The organism is Massilia timonae (assembly GCF_001866515.1).
Taxonomy (GTDB): Bacteria; Pseudomonadota; Gammaproteobacteria; order Burkholderiales; family Burkholderiaceae_D; genus Telluria; species Telluria timonae.
This window is the reverse complement of record NZ_JRYB01000001.1, coordinates 884,496-898,981: the sequence shown is the minus strand read 5'-3', so window position 1 is coordinate 898,981 and position 14,486 is coordinate 884,496. Positions and strand designations below refer to the sequence as shown.

The following is a 14,486-nucleotide window of genomic DNA, read 5'->3' as shown; positions in this document are numbered from 1 at the left end:
ACCCCGCGCCGTCAGCGCGCTTTGCTATGATGGCGCGATGACTATCCTGCTGGTTCCAGGCTACATGCTTGATGAGACGCTGTGGGACGACATGCGCGACCGGCTGGCCCGCTTCGGCCCGCTGGCGCATGCCGACCTGCGTCATGATTCCACCCTCGAGGACCTGGCGCGCCGCGCATTGGCCGAGGCGCCGCCGTCCTTCATCCTGATCGGCTTCTCGATGGGCGGCTATGTCGCGCGCGAGATGGTGCGCCAGGCGCCCGGACGCGTGCGCGCGCTGGTGCAGATCGCCACCTCGACCCGGCCCGATTCCGACGCCGTACGCCAGGGCAAGCGCACGGTGGCGCGGGCGGCGCCATCCGTCTCGTTCGCGGGGCTGAGCCGCACCGCCATCGCCAGCTCGCTGCATCCGCGCGAGGTGGACAACGAGGCGCTGATCGAGCGCGTGCGCACGATGGGCGTGCGGCTGGGCGGCGTGGCGTTTCGCAACCAGTCGATGGTCGAGCGGCCGGGCGACCTGCATCTGCTGGGCGAGATCCGCTGTCCGACCCTGGTGGTCGCGGCGGGGCACGACCGCCTGCGCAGCCTGGAAGAAGCGCAGGAGCTGCATGCGGGCATCGCGGGGGCGCAGTTCGCGCTGGTCGAGGACAGCGGACACATGATTCCGCTGGAGGCGCCGCAAGCATTGTGCGACGTGATCGTGCCGTGGTTGGAAGCGCTGCCGCCCCTACGTCGTCGCGAACCTTGAACACCAGCCATCCAGGCCGCGGATCGCCTCTTCCTTGAGCTTGGCCTCGATCTCGATGTACGGCGCGGCGAGGTAGGACGAGGGCATCGTCGCGATCAGGTCGGAATGCTGGCGGTCGTTGAAGCCTTCGCGGCCGTTCGAGATGTGCACCAGCTGGTGGGCCGGCTCGGGCCAGGTGGCGCGCGCCCTGGCCACCATCTCGGCCACGCTCGGATGCTCGTAGCTGTCCAGCTTTTCGTGGACGATGTGGTGGTGGGCGTCGAACACCATCGGCACGCCGGCGCGCACGCACACGGCGTGGATCTCGTCGGCGCTGTAGGCGTATTCGTCATTCTCCAGGCCGATGCGGCAGCGGATCGCGTCCGGCAGTTCGGCAATGCGCGCGACCAGCTTGTCTTCGCGGTCGGCCTTGCCGCCATGGATTTCCAGCAGCGCCCAGGGCGAACGCGGCTGGTCCAGCAAATCCATGATGTCGGCGTGCATCTGCAAGATCTTGACGCTGTTGGCCACGACGTCTTCCGAGTCCGAACTGAGCACCACGAACTGGTCGGGATGCATCACCAGGCGGATGCCGCGCTCGATCGCGCGCCGGCCCGAGCGGCCCAGGGTTTCCTTGAACTGTTGCAGGACGTCCAGCCCGAACGGCGTATCCGAGAACGGGAAGATCGACGAGGGCATGCGGTAGAGGGCAATACCTTCGCGCTCGCAGTAACGCAGCGCATTGTCCAGGGTCTGGATATTGTCGCGATAAATGTCTTCCAGCAAGCGGCGTTGGCCATCTTCCGAATGCTCGAGCAGGCGCTTGCGCGTGAGCGCGCGGTATCGCACGTCCTTGGAAACGGTGATGCAGACGAGGCCGAGTCGTGGTTGCGGGGCGGACTGGAGCATGTGGAAAGGGCGGCGCAGCGAGGCGCGCACGGGAGGTTGATGTTGAGGGGAAGTCTATCTGAAGCAGCTTGTGGGGGCGGCACGGCTCGGCGCGCAATCCGGGTCGAAGGCGGGGCAGGCATGGGCCGGCCCGGTGGCTGCGGCGCTTAACGCGATGCGCCGAACACCTGGGTCCAGTAGATGACGCCGGTCTGCCGCTCGGGCGTGACGCCATAGGCGGCGCCCATCTCGGTGAAAGCGCGGTTCATGATGTTGGCGCAATGTCCGGGGCTGTCGAGCCAGCCTTCGACGGCTTCGCGCGGCGAACGCTGGCCAAAGGCAATGTTTTCACCCACCCGGCGCCAGCTGTAGCCGGCGCGCAGGGCGCGCTCGGCGGCTTGGCTGCCATCCCTGCCGCGGTGGCTGAAGTAGCGTCCCGTGGCCATGTCGCGGCTATGGGCCAGTGCGGCGTCGCCCAGCGCGGGGTTCCAGCTCAGGGGCGGCGCCGCCGGGAACGCTTGCTTGCCGCAGGAACGGGCACTGGCGCGCGCAGCATTGACTTCATCCAGGATCGCGTGCCCGGCTTCGCGCCAGTCGGGATAGGTGGCCGAGGGCAGCGGCGGCGCCGGTTGTGCCAGCACGACGGTCCAGGTCGCACCCTCGCGATAGCTGCCGACCGCCGAGAAACGGTCGCTCAGCAGTACCTTGCAGTATTTTTGCGCCAGCACGGTCATGGCGGCCTGCGCATCCTCGGGGCCGGTGACGTAGACCGCCTGTGCCTGCGCGGCGGCGTAACCGGCGCGTTCGAGTGCGGATTCGATGAAGGTGCCGGCGCCGATGCGTACCTGGGCCAGGGCCGGTTGCGGATCGAGCGCGTTAGCCGGCGCGGCGGGATGGCCGTCGCAGGCGCCGGGATCGGCGCGGTAGGCGTTGACCAGCGCCGCCAGCGGATCGCCGCCGTTGGCGGGAGCGGAGGCGGAAACAGAGGCTGAAGCAAATGAGGCGGCGGCCTGTGCGGCAGGCGGCGCCGGCAGGAGCGCGGCCACGGCGATCCAGGTCGGAAGGGCAAGGCGGAATGCGAGGAAGGGCATCGGACCGGACATCGAACTCTTCAAGGACGGCACGGCAGCCGGCGAGGCCGGTGCATGGCTAAGGATATTGCCTGGGCGGCAAGGATTTGGATGGCGCAAACGCCGGCCGGATCTCGGCGTCGTTTGCGACTCCTGCTGCTGTTGAAGATGGGGACGGCTGCCTGGATTTCCAGGCTTGCCGGGCCGTTCGGGGCTGTGGCGGGAATGACCGGCTGGCGCTTCCGGACTTATTACTGCCCGGGCTGCTGCAACTGGGTTTGCGGGGTGCGCACCAGCCTGGACACATCCAGTCCCTGGGCCGTGAGGCGTGTGAGCAGGGCGTCGTAGTCGGCCGGTTCGACCTGCGGTGTGCGCGACAGGATCCACAGGTATTCGCGCTTGGGTTCGCTCACCGCGGACAATTGGTATTTCTCGTCGAGGTCGATGACCCAGTAATCTCCCCACACCATCGGGATGAAGGACAGGATCGCCGGCGCGAAACGCACCTTGAGCTTGGGCGAGGTGGCGCCGCCGAGCTGGCGCGCCACGCCGTCGGCCACGTCGAACTTGCCCTCGGCGGTGCGGCAGCGATTGACGACTTGCACCCGTCCATCCTCGCCCAGGGTGTAGGTGGCGGTGGTGTCACCGACGCATTTTTTCTGGAAATCGTTGGGGAGTTTTGCGATCTCGTACCAGACGCCCATATAGCGCGGCACCACGAGCGATTCGATCGGCTGCAACGGCCGGGCGCTGTCCGCTGCCAGCGCCGGAACGGCGCACAGGGCGGACAGGACCAGGGCGGCGCACGACGCGAAGAACGAAGGCTTGGCGTTCATCGGAACCTCTTGTAAATATTCGGGCTCCTAGCATAAGTGACAATGGGATTGCTGTGTCGCATGATTTACATCCGCGCCGCATGACAGCGGCATGCCCAGCGCCATGGTGGATCCAGCATGCGCCATGGGTGAGGACGACCGACAGGAAGCCGTCGTTGCCGCCGACATCCGGCGCGGGCGCGCGACGCTCGGCAAGGCTTGACCAGGCCGCGCAAGCGGGCATGCCAAAGGTCTAGAGTGCGGACAGTGCCGGCCCGTCCGGCTTGCCAAGCCAGGTGGTCGCGAACTGCTTTTGCACGGCCGCGAGCGCGGTTTCGTCGCCACGCTTGCGGTACACCTCCATCAGCCCGCGCAATGCCCAGCCATTGCTTGGGGTGCGTGCCAGCGAGTCGCGGAAGACCTTTTCGGCGGCGTCCGGCTGTCCGCTGCGCAGGAGCGCCACGCCGAGCGACTGGCGCACCGGGTAATACCAGTAGGGCGGCTCCATATAGGGCAACGAATCCTGCACCGCGATCGCACTGCGGTAGGCGTTGACCGCACGCGGCAAGTCGCCGCGCGCATCGGCGATCCTGGCCTGGGCCACCGAGCGGGCGGTCTGGACGATCTCGCGGCCGGGAATGTTCCAGTCGTTCACCGCCTTGAAGTCGCCGTTCTTCTCGATCTTGTCGAGGGCGGCGACTTCGCGTGCGGCCGCCTCGAAGTCGCCCTTGCGCGCATGGCCGACGGCGCGCGCGTAATGCCACATCGCCTGCACGAGCACGAACTGGTGTCCCGGGTCGGGCAGCGCGAGCAGGGTGTCCGCATCGCTGAACTGGACATGGGCGAAGTAAGGCGCCGACTTGACCGGCTGCAGCGCGCCGATGGCTGTGAGCAGGTCGGGCGTGATCACCTTGTCGAGCTTGCCCGCGGCTTCGAGCGCCGTGCGACCGTCGCCGCCCATCAGGGCCGACACCATCACGAAGTGGATATTGTGCGGGTAGTAGGCGCCGCGGTAGACGGGGTCGCTGGCCGCGTCGGCGAAGTAGCGTTCGTCGGTGGCGACCGCCAGGACATTCGCGCGCAGCGCGTCGCGGTACATGCCCAGCCGGTAATAGATGTGCGAGGGCATGTGCACGATATGGCCGGCGCCGGGGATCTGGCTTGCCAGCACGCGCGCGGCGGGCAGGGCTTTCTCGGGTCGGGCCGAGGCTTCCATCGCGTGGATGTAGTAGTGGGCGGCCCCGGCATGGGTCGGGTTGCGCGCCAATACTTTCTCGAGCGCGGCGACCAGCTCGGCCGTGCGGTTCTTGGGCCGGGCGCCGCCGGCCGCCCAGTAGTCCCAGGGCGACAGGTCCATCAGCGATTCGGCGAACAGCACCTGGATGGTGTCGTGGGTCGGGAAGTCGCGCGCCGCCTCGGCCATGGCATCGGCGTAGGCCTTGTCGAGCGCGGCGCGGTCGGCGCCGGCGTCAAGGCTGTAGCGGCGCGCCACGGCGCGGATCACGGCCTGCTCTTCGGGGCGGGTGCGCGGCTCCAGGCGGCTCGCCTCGGCCGCGGCGGCCACCGCCGGCGCCACGGCCTCGGGGAACATGGGGGCGTTGATGTTCGGACCCAGCACCAGCGCCTCGCCCCAGTAGCACATGGCGCAGTCCGGGTCGGCGTCTTGCGCGGCGCGGAAGGCGCGCGCCGCTTCGGCATGGTTGAAGGCGAAGGTCAGGCGGATGCCCTGGTCGAAATAGGCCTGGGCGCGCTTGCTGGCGGTGGTGATCGGCACGTGCAGCTTGCCCAGGTTGTCGTACAGGGGCGGCGGCGCGGCCTTGCCCGGCTTGTCCGCGGGCTTGGCGCCCGGCCTGGCCGGCGCCTGCTGGCCTGGCGCGAAGGGGCGGGTTTCTGCCTGGGCCTGGGCCTGGGTCTGGGCCTGCACCAGGTGGGCCAGCAGGGGCGGCGCACCGGCGCGCGCCGGCGCGCAGGTGGCGCCGGCGGCCCCGGCGAACAGCGGGTCGAAACCGGTATTGGCCGTGCCGCGGCCCGACCAGAGCGACGGCATGGCGGCGAGCGCCACTGCGCCGATGACGGCGATGGCAAGGATGACGATTGCGACGGCAATGCCACGCGGAACAAGGCGCGGTTTCATGATGGGAATCCTCCGAGGCGGCGCCGTGTCTGCGGTGCCTGGCTTGTTCTTGGAGTCGCAGCGGCGGGCTGATTTCCCACCTCAGGATTGAGAAGGCGCAAGGTATAGCGTCGAACCATGGGTGGCGCGGCCAGTCATATCGAAAACCTGCCAGCTCAAGGAGATGGATCATGACTCAGCCAGTCCAACCCTCGCCGTCGCCCCAAGCGGGTCCGGGCGCCGCCGGTCCCGACCTGGCCGCGATCAAGCAGCGCCAGCAGGCCACCTGGGCCAGCGGCGACTTCGCCGTCGTCGGCGTCACGCTGCAGATCGTCGGCGAACTGCTGGCCGAGGCCACCGACGTGCGCGCCGGCGAGCGCGTGCTCGACGTCGCCGCCGGCAATGGCAACGCCACGCTGGCCGCGGCGCGCCGCTTCGCCCGCGTCACGTCCACCGACTACGTGCCGGCGCTGCTCGAGAAGGGGCGGGCGCGCGCCGCCGCCGAAGGCCTGGCGATCGACTTTCGCGAAGCGGACGCCGAGGCGCTGCCGTTCCCGGACGCCAGTTTTGACGTGGCCTTGTCCACCTTTGGCGTGATGTTCGCGCCCGACCAGGCGCGCGCCGCCGCCGAGATCCGGCGCGTGGTGCGGCCCGGCGGACGCATCGGCATGGCGAACTGGACGCCCGAGGGCTTCATCGGCCAGCTGTTCAAGGCGGTCGGCAAGCACATCGCGCCGCCGCCCGGGCTGGCGTCGCCGCTACTGTGGGGAAATGAAGACCATGTGCGCCAGCTGTTCGGCGCCGACGCGCTCCAGGCGCGCATCACGCGCAGGATGTTCAACTTCCGCTACGCGTCGCCCACGCACTGGGTGCATGTGTTCCGCGATTACTACGGACCGCTGAACCGGGCGTTCGCCGCCCTTGCGCCGTCCGCCGCCGACGCGCTCGAGCAAGACCTGCTGGCCCTGATCGACCGTTTCAACACGGCCGGGCCGGATTCGATGGTGGCGCCGGCCGAATACCTCGAGATCGTGCTGACCCGCGAGGCGGGCGGCGCGCTGCACTAGGCGCCGGGCGTGCTTACACCTTGCGCACGAATTCCGTCTTGAGGCTCATGGCGCCGAAGCCGTCGATCTTGCAGTCGATGTCGTGGTCGGCATCGACCAGGCGGATATTCTTGACCTTGGTGCCTTGCTTGATCACGCCGCCCGACCCCTTCGGCTTGAGGTCCTTGATTACGGTGACGGTGTCGCCATCCTGGAGGATATTGCCTGAAGCATCTTTGTAGACGCGCACGCTCTCGGCCGCCGCGGCGGCCGCCTGGACCGGCCACTCATGGGCGCATTCCGGGCACACATATTGGCCGCCGCCATCTTCATAGGTATAGGCGGATTGGCATTGGGGGCAGGGAGGAAGGGTGTGCATGTGAACCTTGAAATATCAACGCCGGCCCGGGAGGGCCGCAATAGGGAGGCTGGTTGGATGCCGCTGGACCGGCTGCGCGCCATCGGACAAGGCGCGGCATGGCCGCAGCGTATCGCATGCGGTCGCCGCGCGGGCGGCTCCGATACCAGTCCGGCGCCGACAACCATCAGTCAGCGCGCATGATACCAGAAGGAAACACACCGACAGCCCGTTGCGCCACCCTCCTGAGCGCTCTCATGCGCTTCCGGGTGCTTTCCCGGCAGGGCACGATCCTCGGACATGGCGATCGCAGGCGCGAAAAAAAACGCCAACCGGTGAAGGTTGGCGTTTTTTCGCTATTCTTGGTGGCCCGGGGCGGAATCGAACCACCGACACAAGGATTTTCAATCCTCTGCTCTACCAACTGAGCTACCAGGCCAAGAGAGGCATGATTATAGCCAGCGATTTTCAGTTGCGCAAGTGCTCTCGAACGCTTTATCTGTGTCAGGCGGCAGATCGGTCCCGGCGCCGCCGTCCAGGCATGGCGACGCCGGCGAGGTGCGGGGTTGGCATATCGCTATAATGAGCACCATGACCACGCCCACGACCTCCACCACCCGGACCGATGTTTGCATCGTCGGCAATGGCGCCATCGCCAAGACCACCGCCCTCGGCTTTGCCCAGGCCGGGCATCGCGTGACCCTGCTGTCTCCGCCCGCGCGTCCCGGGGCCGAGGCGCCGTCGTCAGCATCGGCTTCGGCCGCGGAACGTCCATGGGACGTGCGCGTCTATGCGCTCAACCATACGGCCCATGACCTGCTGGCCTCGCTCAAGGTCTGGGGCGCCCTCGACCTGGCGCGGGTCGCCGCGGTCGATGCCATGGACGTGCATGGCGATGGCGACAACGGCGGCAACCTCGGTTTCGACGCCTTCGGAGCCCGGGTCGGCACCCTGGCCTGGATCGTCGAAGACCATAACCTGAACGGGGCGCTGGACGCCGCGCTCAAGTTCGCCCACAACGTGCAGCGCATCGAAGGCCGGGCCTGCGAGCTTACCTGCAGCGACGAGGGCGCCGCGCTGCGCCTGGAAGACGGCCGCCGCATCGAATGCGCGCTGCTGGTCGGGGCCGACGGCCGCGAATCCTGGGTCCGCGGGCAGTGCGACATCGGCGTCGACTACCGCATGTACCACCAGCGCGCCATCGTCACCAACTTCGCCTGCGACAAGCCGCACCATGGCGTGGCCCATCAGTGGTTCACCTGCGCCGACGGCATCATCGCCTTGCTGCCGCTGCCGGGCAACCGCGTCTCGCTGGTGTGGTCGGCGCCCGAGACCCTGGCCGACACCCTGATGGACGAGTCGCTGGGCGAACTGGCGATCCGGCTCGGCGAGTACGCCGACGACAAGCTGGGCGCCCTGCGTCCGCTGCAACCCGAGGCCGTGGCGGCGGTGCCGCTGGCGCTGGTCAAGCCGCATGCGATCGTGGCGCCGCGCGTTGCGCTGGTGGGCGACGCCGCCCACGCCGTGCACCCGCTGGCCGGGCATGGCATGAACCTGGGGTTCGGCGACGTGGTCGACCTGCTCGCCGCCGTGCGCGAGCGCGAGGAGCGGCGCGCCATCGGCGACGAGCGGGTGCTGGCGCGCTATGCCCGCAAGCGCAAGGAAGACGTGGTCATGATGCAACTGGCGACCGATGGCCTGGAGCGCCTGTTCGGGGCCAATCTGGAGCCGGTACGCGTCATGCGCAATCTTGGACTCAACTTGCTTGATAAAATGCCTGCTTTGAAGCGGCGCCTGATGGCGCATGCGATGGGCAAGTCATCAATCTGAGGAACCAAGCATGGTCAAAATGAAGCTCGCCGTTCTGCTGGCGACGGCGCTGCTCGCATCGTGCGTCGATGCGCAGAACACGGTCGAGGCAAACATCAAGAAGGCGCTCGAACCGCACCTGGGCGGCGCCAAGATCGAGTCGGTCAAGGAGACCCCGTATGGCGGCCTGTACGAGGTGCGGGTCGCGGGCGACATCCTGTATACCGACAAGAAGGGCGAGTTCCTCGTGATCGGCCAGGTATATGACGTCAAGAGTTCGCGCAACCTGACGCGCGAGCGCATCGACGACATCAACAAGATCAAGTTCAGCGACCTGCCGCTCGAGATGGCGCTCAAGCAGGTCAAGGGCAACGGCAAGCGCGTGATCGCGGTGTTCGAGGACCCGAACTGCGGCTACTGCAAGCGCCTGCGCCAGACGACGCTTGCCGAGATCGACAACGTCACCATCTATACCTTCATGTACAACATCCTGTCCCAGGATTCGTTCACGAAGTCGAAGAACATCTGGTGCGCGCCGAACCGCAACAAGGCCTGGGATGACTGGATGATCAACGGCAAGGTGCCGCCGGCGGCGCCGGCGGCCTGCGAATCGCCGAACGACAAGGTGCTGGCGCTCGGCCAGAAGCTGCGCATCACCGGCACGCCGGCCATCTTCTTCAGCGACGGCACCCGCATCCCGGGCGCGATCGACCTGAAGTCGCTCGAAGCCAAGCTCGATTCGCTGGAAGCGAAGCCGGCGAAATAAGGCAGCCGCCGGCCATGGTTGTCGTCCAGGAGCGTTCATGCTGATCTTGAACATCAACGGCAGAGACCTGCAAGTCGACGCCGACCCCGCCACGCCCGTGCTGTGGGCGCTGCGCGACAACCTCAACCTGACCGGCACCAAGTTCGGCTGCGGCGCGGCCCTGTGCGGCGCCTGCACCGTGCACCTGGACGGCGCCCCGATCCGCGCCTGCATCACCCCGATCGCGGCGGTCGCGGGCCAGGCGATCACCACCATCGAAGCGATGCAGGACGATCCGGTCGGCAAGGCGGTCCAGGATGCCTGGGTGCGTCACGACGTGCCGCAATGCGGCTACTGCCAGAGCGGCCAGGTGATGAGCGCCGTCGCGCTGCTGCGCGCCAACCGGCGTCCGCTGGACGCCGACATCGACAACGCCATGAGCGGCAATCTGTGCCGCTGCGGCACCTATCAGCGGATCTGCGCGGCCATCAAGGATGCCGCCGCGGCATTGGAGGCGTGAAGCCATGGCGCTGACCGGCATCCTGCTGGCCGCGGGACGGGGCCGCCGCTTCGACCCGGCCGGCCAGCGCAACAAGCTGTTGCAGCGCCTGCCCGGCGGCGAACTGGTGGTCGCCGCTAGCGCGCGCACGCTGCTGGCCGTGTTCCCGCGCGTGGTGGCGGTGGTGCCGCCGGATGACGGTGGAGTGGGGGACGTGCTGCGCCAGCTCGGCTGCGAGGTGACGGTGTGCCTGGATGCCGATGGCGGCATGGGCCTGTCGCTGGCGCACGCGATCCGTCATTCCCTCGATGCTCCCGGTCAGGGCTGGCTGGTGGCGCTGGGCGACATGCCCTTCGTCGCCCCATCCACCCTGCAGGTGCTGGCCGCCGCGATCGAGGAGGGCGCCGCCATCGCCGCGCCCCTGTTCGGGGGCCGGCGCGGCAATCCGGTCGCCTTCGGCGCCCGGCACCGCGACGACCTGCTGGCGCTGGATGGCGACCAGGGCGCGCGGCGCCTGCTTGCCGGCAGCCCGGTCGCCGCGATCGACGTGCCCGACCCAGGCATCCTGCGCGACATCGATTCCCCCTCCGACCTGCCGGCCTAGCCCGCGCGCCGCCCATCCTCCTCGCATGGCGCGCGTTTGGCTGCGCCCGATGGATTACACTATGTCCATTCGGCGCGTCCCGAGAGACCATTCAAGAAGATCATGAAAAAGCCATCGCAGAAAAAGCAGAACGCCATTCACTACACCATCGTTCCCAAGGACCTGGCCGGTCACCTGTTCAACGTCACCGTCACGGTCGCCAATCCCGATCCCGACGGCCAGACGTTCGCGCTGCCGGCCTGGATCCCGGGCAGCTACATGATCCGCGAATTCGCACGCAATATCGTGCGCATCCGCGCCGACAGCGGCGGCCAGGCGGTCGCGCTCACCAAGCTCGATAAACACTCCTGGCGCGCCGCGCCCACCACCGGCCCCCTGACCCTGCACTACGAGGTGTATGCCTGGGACCTGTCGGTGCGCGCCGCCCATCTCGACCAGACCCACGGCTTCTTCAACGGCACCAGCGTGTTCCTGCGCGTGGTGGGGCAGGAGTCGCTGGTCCACCAGGTCGACATCCAGCGCCCTGCCGACCCGGCCGCCAAGACCTGGCGCGTGGCCACCGCGATGCCCGAAGCAGGCGCCAAGCGCTACGGCTTCGGCGTCTACGCCTGCGCCGACTACGACGAACTGATCGACCATCCGGTCGAGATGGGCGACTTCGAGCTGGCCACTTTCAAGGCCCATGGCATCCCGCACGACATCGTGATCACCGGCCGCGTGCCCAACCTCGACATGGCGCGCCTGCAGGCCGACCTGAAAGCGATCTGCGAGACCCAGATCGCCTTCTTCGAGCCGAAGACGAAGCGCGCGCCGCTCGAGCGCTACGTGTTCATGACCATGGCCGTGGGCGATGGCTACGGCGGCCTCGAACACCGCGCCTCGACCGCCCTGATCTGCGCGCGCGCCGACCTGCCGAGCCTGGCCACGCCAAAGGCGGCCGAGCCGGGCGAAGGCTATCTGCGCTTCCTGGGCCTGTGCAGCCACGAGTATTTCCACACCTGGAACGTCAAGCGCATCAAGCCGGCCGCCTTCGCCCCCTACGACCTGCAGGCCGAGAACTACACGCCGCTCCTGTGGCTGTTCGAAGGCTTCACCAGCTATTACGACGACCTGATGCTGGTGCGCGCCGGGATCATCGGCGAAACCACGTATTTCAAGCTGCAGGCCAAGACGATCGGCGGCGTGCTGCGCGGCAGCGGGCGCCTCAAGCAGAGCGTGGCCGATTCGAGCTTCGACGCCTGGAGCAAGTACTACCGCCAGGACGAGAATTCGCCGAACGCGATCATCAGCTACTACACCAAGGGTTCGCTGATCGCGCTGGCCTTCGACCTGACTATCCGCGCCAGGACCGGTGGCGCGAAATCGCTGGACGACATCATGCTGGCGCTGTGGGAGCGCTACGGGCGCGACTTCTACAACGGCGCCGGCCGCGGCGTGACGGAACAGGAAGTCGAAGCGCTGTTCGACGAAGTAAGCGGCCTCAAACTCAAGAATATGTTCGAGCGCTACGTGCGCGGCCTTGACGACCTGCCGCTGGCCAAGCTGTACGCGCCGCTGGGCGTGAAGCTGGTCGACGAGCGCAAGGGCGGCAAGGCCTCACTGGACGCCGGCATCGGCCGCGATCCGCTCGGCGCCAAGCTCACCCAGGTGCACGAGGGCGGCGCCGCGCACCAGGCCGGCCTGTCGGCGCTGGACGTCGTGATCGCGATCGACGGCCTGCGCGTGAATGGCGCCGCCCCCAACGTCGACGCGCTGCTGGCGCGCTACCGCGTCGGCGACCGCGTCACCGTGCACGCCTTCCGCCGCGACGAGCTGATGGCCTTCGACGTCACCCTGCAGGGCGACCGCGTGCCGGGCATCAGCCTGGCCCAGGCCGTGGCCGGGCGCAAGTCGGCGGCGATCAAGCGGCCGAGCGCAGTGTAATGGACAAGAATCCCCACAACGATAAGCATCCCATGACCTTTACTCGATTTGCCATGTCAGCTGCGGCAGCAGCCGTTTTCACGTCCTTGGCACTGTCCGCGAACCTCGCCCAGGCCCAGCAGGCCGCGCCACTCAAGAACGACGTCGTCGCCAAGGTCGACGCCATGTATCCGTGGCTCGACGGAATTTACAAAGACCTGCACGCGCATCCCGAGATCGCCTTCCAGGAAGTGCGCACCGCCGGCAAGCTGGCGGCCGAGATGCGCAAGCTCGGCTTCACCGTTACTGAGAAGGTCGGCAAGACCGGCATCGTCGCGGTGCTCAAGAATGGCGCCGGCCCGACGGTCCTGGTGCGCACCGACATGGACGGCCTGCCGATGGAAGAGCGCACCGGCCTGCCGTACGCGAGCCGCGCCCGCGCCACCAGCGAAGGCCGCGACACCTTCGTGATGCACAGCTGCGGCCACGACGTCCACATGGCCAGCTGGCTGGGCACGGCGCGCACCCTGGTCGAACTGAAATCGCAGTGGAAGGGCACCCTGGTCTTCATCGGCCAGCCGGCCGAGGAAATCGTCGCCGGCGCCAAGGCCATGCTGGACGACGGCCTGTTCAAGCGCTTCCCGAAGCCGGACTACGCCTTCGCCCTGCATTCCTGGCCGCTGGCCCATGGCACCGTGGGCTTCAACGACGGCCCGGTGTCGTCCAACTCGGACTGGCTCGAGATCACCTTCAAAGGCCGCGGCGGCCACGGCTCGGCGCCCGACAAGACCATCGATCCGGTGGCGATTGCGGCGCGTTTCGTGGTCGACGTCCAGACCGTGGTCAGCCGCGAGAAGGATCCGAAGGAATTCGGCGTGGTGACGGTCGGTTCGATCCAGGGCGGCACGGTCGGCAACATCATCCCGGACAGCGTGCAGGTGCGCGGCACCATCCGCTCGTACAGTCCGGCTGTGCGCGCCAAGCTGCTCGAAGGCGTGCGCCGCGTGGCCGAGGGTTCGGCCGCGATGGCCGGCGCGCCGAAGCCCGACATGCTGATCGGCGGCGGCCAGGCCATCGTCAACAGCACCGAGCTGGTGAACAAGACCGAGGTGGTGTTCAAGGAAGCCTTCGGCGCGGACAAGGCCAAGCGCATGCCGGCCATGACCGCCAGCGAAGACTTTTCGCTGTACGCCAACGAAGGCGTGCCGTCGATGTTCTTCTTCACCGGCGTCTACGATCCGAAGGTGGTGGCCGAGGCGGAGCGCGAGGGCGGCAAGCCGATCGCCTTCAACCACTCGCCGTTCTACGCGCCGGTGCCGGAACCGTCGATCAAGACCGGCGCCCAGGCGATGACCCTGGCCGTGCTGAACGTGCTCGGAAAATAAACAGCCAAGCCATGTGAAAACGGCCGGTCGCTTGCGCGCCGGCCGTTTTTATTTCTGGATCAGGACTTGAGGCAGTCGGCGCAGCGCCCGTATAGCGTCAGCTCGTGGCTTTCGACGCTGAAGCCCTTCGGCGCCATGTGCTCGATGTCGCCGGGGCAGGCGTGCACGTCGAACACGCGCTGGCAGACGGTGCACTGGAAATGGTGATGATGGTGCTCGGCGGCGCTGGTTGATTCGTAGCGCGCGCCTTCACCCGGCAGGGTGACGACCTTGAGCGCGCCGTCGTCCACCAGCGACTTCAGGTTGCGGTACACGGTCGCCATGCCCAGCTGGCTGACCTGGCGGCTGGCTTCGTCCAGGATCTCTTGTGGCGATAGCGGGCGCTGCGCATGCTCGATCGCATGCAGGATGGCGGTTTTTTGACGTGTATTACGTTGCATGGGGCGAAGGATACCTCAAAGCGCATACCTTGATCAAAAGGCGGGGCCAAAAAGCGGTTGAATGCTTAATGATAATGCCTTATCA

General features: G+C 67.5%; 14 protein-coding genes and 1 tRNA gene. 8 read left to right on the top strand and 7 right to left on the bottom strand.

Features of this window, described 5'->3' with window-relative positions; genetic code table 11:
- Positions 1-37 precede the first annotated feature (37 nt).
- Positions 38-748, top strand: coding sequence for an alpha/beta fold hydrolase (locus LO55_RS04010; RefSeq protein WP_071360518.1), 711 nt, complete (start codon positions 38-40; stop codon positions 746-748).
- On the opposite strand, the gene uvsE is transcribed toward LO55_RS04010, so the two are convergent.
- The 4 genes from uvsE to LO55_RS03990 all read right to left on the bottom strand — a co-directional run bounded on the left by uvsE (position 728) and on the right by LO55_RS03990 (position 5,634).
- On the bottom strand, positions 728-1,636 hold the full coding sequence (gene uvsE / locus LO55_RS04005; protein WP_071363679.1) for a UV DNA damage repair endonuclease UvsE: 909 nt from the start codon (positions 1,634-1,636) through the stop codon (positions 728-730). The two genes, LO55_RS04010 and uvsE, sit on opposite strands and share 21 nt — an antisense overlap.
- A gap of 146 nt (positions 1,637-1,782) precedes the next feature.
- Entirely contained in the window at positions 1,783-2,718 is a 936-nt protein-coding gene (locus LO55_RS04000; RefSeq protein WP_229410046.1) for a CAP domain-containing protein, read from the bottom strand.
- Between the two features lie 218 nt (positions 2,719-2,936).
- Positions 2,937-3,521: a lipocalin family protein gene (locus LO55_RS03995; RefSeq protein WP_005671502.1), complete on the bottom strand. Its 585-nt coding sequence runs from the start codon at positions 3,519-3,521 to the stop codon at positions 2,937-2,939.
- A 232-nt stretch (positions 3,522-3,753) separates the two neighbouring features.
- The gene (locus tag LO55_RS03990; RefSeq protein WP_071360517.1) at positions 3,754-5,634 is read right to left on the bottom strand and encodes a tetratricopeptide repeat protein; all 1,881 of its coding nucleotides are present in this window, start codon (positions 5,632-5,634) and stop codon (positions 3,754-3,756) included.
- A gap of 170 nt (positions 5,635-5,804) precedes the next feature.
- Between LO55_RS03990 and LO55_RS03985 the strand changes: the two genes are divergently transcribed.
- Positions 5,805-6,680, top strand: coding sequence for a class I SAM-dependent methyltransferase (locus LO55_RS03985; RefSeq protein WP_071360516.1), 876 nt, complete (start codon positions 5,805-5,807; stop codon positions 6,678-6,680).
- 13 nt (positions 6,681-6,693) lie between these two features.
- Here LO55_RS03985 and LO55_RS03980 read toward each other — a convergent pair whose 3' ends face one another.
- Positions 6,694-7,038: a zinc ribbon domain-containing protein YjdM gene (locus LO55_RS03980; RefSeq protein ID WP_071360515.1), complete on the bottom strand. Its 345-nt coding sequence runs from the start codon at positions 7,036-7,038 to the stop codon at positions 6,694-6,696.
- Positions 7,039-7,380: 342 nt separating this feature from the next.
- Positions 7,381-7,456, bottom strand: a tRNA-Phe gene (locus LO55_RS03975).
- A gap of 152 nt (positions 7,457-7,608) precedes the next feature.
- On the opposite strand from LO55_RS03975, the gene LO55_RS03970 reads away from it, so the two are divergent.
- From LO55_RS03970 to LO55_RS03945, 6 genes are all read left to right on the top strand, one after another.
- The gene (locus tag LO55_RS03970; RefSeq protein ID WP_071360514.1) at positions 7,609-8,847 is read left to right on the top strand and encodes an FAD-dependent monooxygenase; all 1,239 of its coding nucleotides are present in this window, start codon (positions 7,609-7,611) and stop codon (positions 8,845-8,847) included.
- A gap of 10 nt (positions 8,848-8,857) precedes the next feature.
- Positions 8,858-9,592, top strand: a complete 735-nt coding sequence (locus LO55_RS03965) for a DsbC family protein (RefSeq protein ID WP_071360513.1) — start codon at positions 8,858-8,860, stop codon at positions 9,590-9,592.
- A gap of 37 nt (positions 9,593-9,629) precedes the next feature.
- Complete coding sequence (locus LO55_RS03960) at positions 9,630-10,091, top strand: (2Fe-2S)-binding protein (RefSeq protein WP_071360512.1); 462 nt, start codon at positions 9,630-9,632, stop codon at positions 10,089-10,091.
- Between the two features lie 4 nt (positions 10,092-10,095).
- Positions 10,096-10,674: a nucleotidyltransferase family protein gene (locus LO55_RS03955; protein ID WP_071360511.1), complete on the top strand. Its 579-nt coding sequence runs from the start codon at positions 10,096-10,098 to the stop codon at positions 10,672-10,674.
- Between the two features lie 102 nt (positions 10,675-10,776).
- Positions 10,777-12,597 carry a M61 family metallopeptidase gene (locus LO55_RS03950; RefSeq protein ID WP_071360510.1) on the top strand — a complete coding sequence of 607 codons (1,821 nt, stop codon included), beginning with the start codon at positions 10,777-10,779 and terminating at the stop codon, positions 12,595-12,597.
- Between the two features lie 32 nt (positions 12,598-12,629).
- A complete protein-coding gene (locus LO55_RS03945) occupies positions 12,630-13,961 on the top strand; it encodes an amidohydrolase (protein WP_370659592.1) in 1,332 nt (443 codons plus the stop codon).
- A 59-nt stretch (positions 13,962-14,020) separates the two neighbouring features.
- Here the strand turns inward: LO55_RS03945 and LO55_RS03940 are convergent, their stop codons facing one another.
- Positions 14,021-14,401 (bottom strand): Fur family transcriptional regulator, encoded by a 381-nt coding sequence (locus LO55_RS03940; RefSeq protein ID WP_005671481.1) that lies wholly within the window; start codon positions 14,399-14,401, stop codon positions 14,021-14,023.
- Positions 14,402-14,486: the final 85 nt, after the last annotated feature.

What these genes read in the sequence shown, in the direction of transcription:
- LO55_RS03955 (WP_071360511.1), top strand. Translation starts at nt 10,096, where the DNA reads ATGGCGCTGACCGGCATCCTGCTGGCCGCGGGACGGGGCCGCCGCTTC.
- LO55_RS03970 (WP_071360514.1), top strand. Translation starts at nt 7,609, where the DNA reads ATGACCACGCCCACGACCTCCACCACCCGGACCGATGTTTGCATCGTC.
- LO55_RS03985 (WP_071360516.1), top strand. Translation starts at nt 5,805, where the DNA reads ATGACTCAGCCAGTCCAACCCTCGCCGTCGCCCCAAGCGGGTCCGGGC.
- LO55_RS03945 (WP_370659592.1), top strand. Translation starts at nt 12,630, where the DNA reads ATGACCTTTACTCGATTTGCCATGTCAGCTGCGGCAGCAGCCGTTTTC.
- uvsE (WP_071363679.1), bottom strand. Translation starts at nt 1,636, where the DNA reads ATGCTCCAGTCCGCCCCGCAACCACGACTCGGCCTCGTCTGCATCACC.
- LO55_RS03950 (WP_071360510.1), top strand. Translation starts at nt 10,777, where the DNA reads ATGAAAAAGCCATCGCAGAAAAAGCAGAACGCCATTCACTACACCATC.
- LO55_RS03990 (WP_071360517.1), bottom strand. Translation starts at nt 5,634, where the DNA reads ATGAAACCGCGCCTTGTTCCGCGTGGCATTGCCGTCGCAATCGTCATC.
- LO55_RS03940 (WP_005671481.1), bottom strand. Translation starts at nt 14,401, where the DNA reads ATGCAACGTAATACACGTCAAAAAACCGCCATCCTGCATGCGATCGAG.
- LO55_RS04010 (WP_071360518.1), top strand. Translation starts at nt 38, where the DNA reads ATGACTATCCTGCTGGTTCCAGGCTACATGCTTGATGAGACGCTGTGG.
- LO55_RS03995 (WP_005671502.1), bottom strand. Translation starts at nt 3,521, where the DNA reads ATGAACGCCAAGCCTTCGTTCTTCGCGTCGTGCGCCGCCCTGGTCCTG.
- LO55_RS03960 (WP_071360512.1), top strand. Translation starts at nt 9,630, where the DNA reads ATGCTGATCTTGAACATCAACGGCAGAGACCTGCAAGTCGACGCCGAC.
- LO55_RS04000 (WP_229410046.1), bottom strand. Translation starts at nt 2,718, where the DNA reads ATGTCCGGTCCGATGCCCTTCCTCGCATTCCGCCTTGCCCTTCCGACC.
- LO55_RS03965 (WP_071360513.1), top strand. Translation starts at nt 8,858, where the DNA reads ATGGTCAAAATGAAGCTCGCCGTTCTGCTGGCGACGGCGCTGCTCGCA.
- LO55_RS03980 (WP_071360515.1), bottom strand. Translation starts at nt 7,038, where the DNA reads ATGCACACCCTTCCTCCCTGCCCCCAATGCCAATCCGCCTATACCTAT.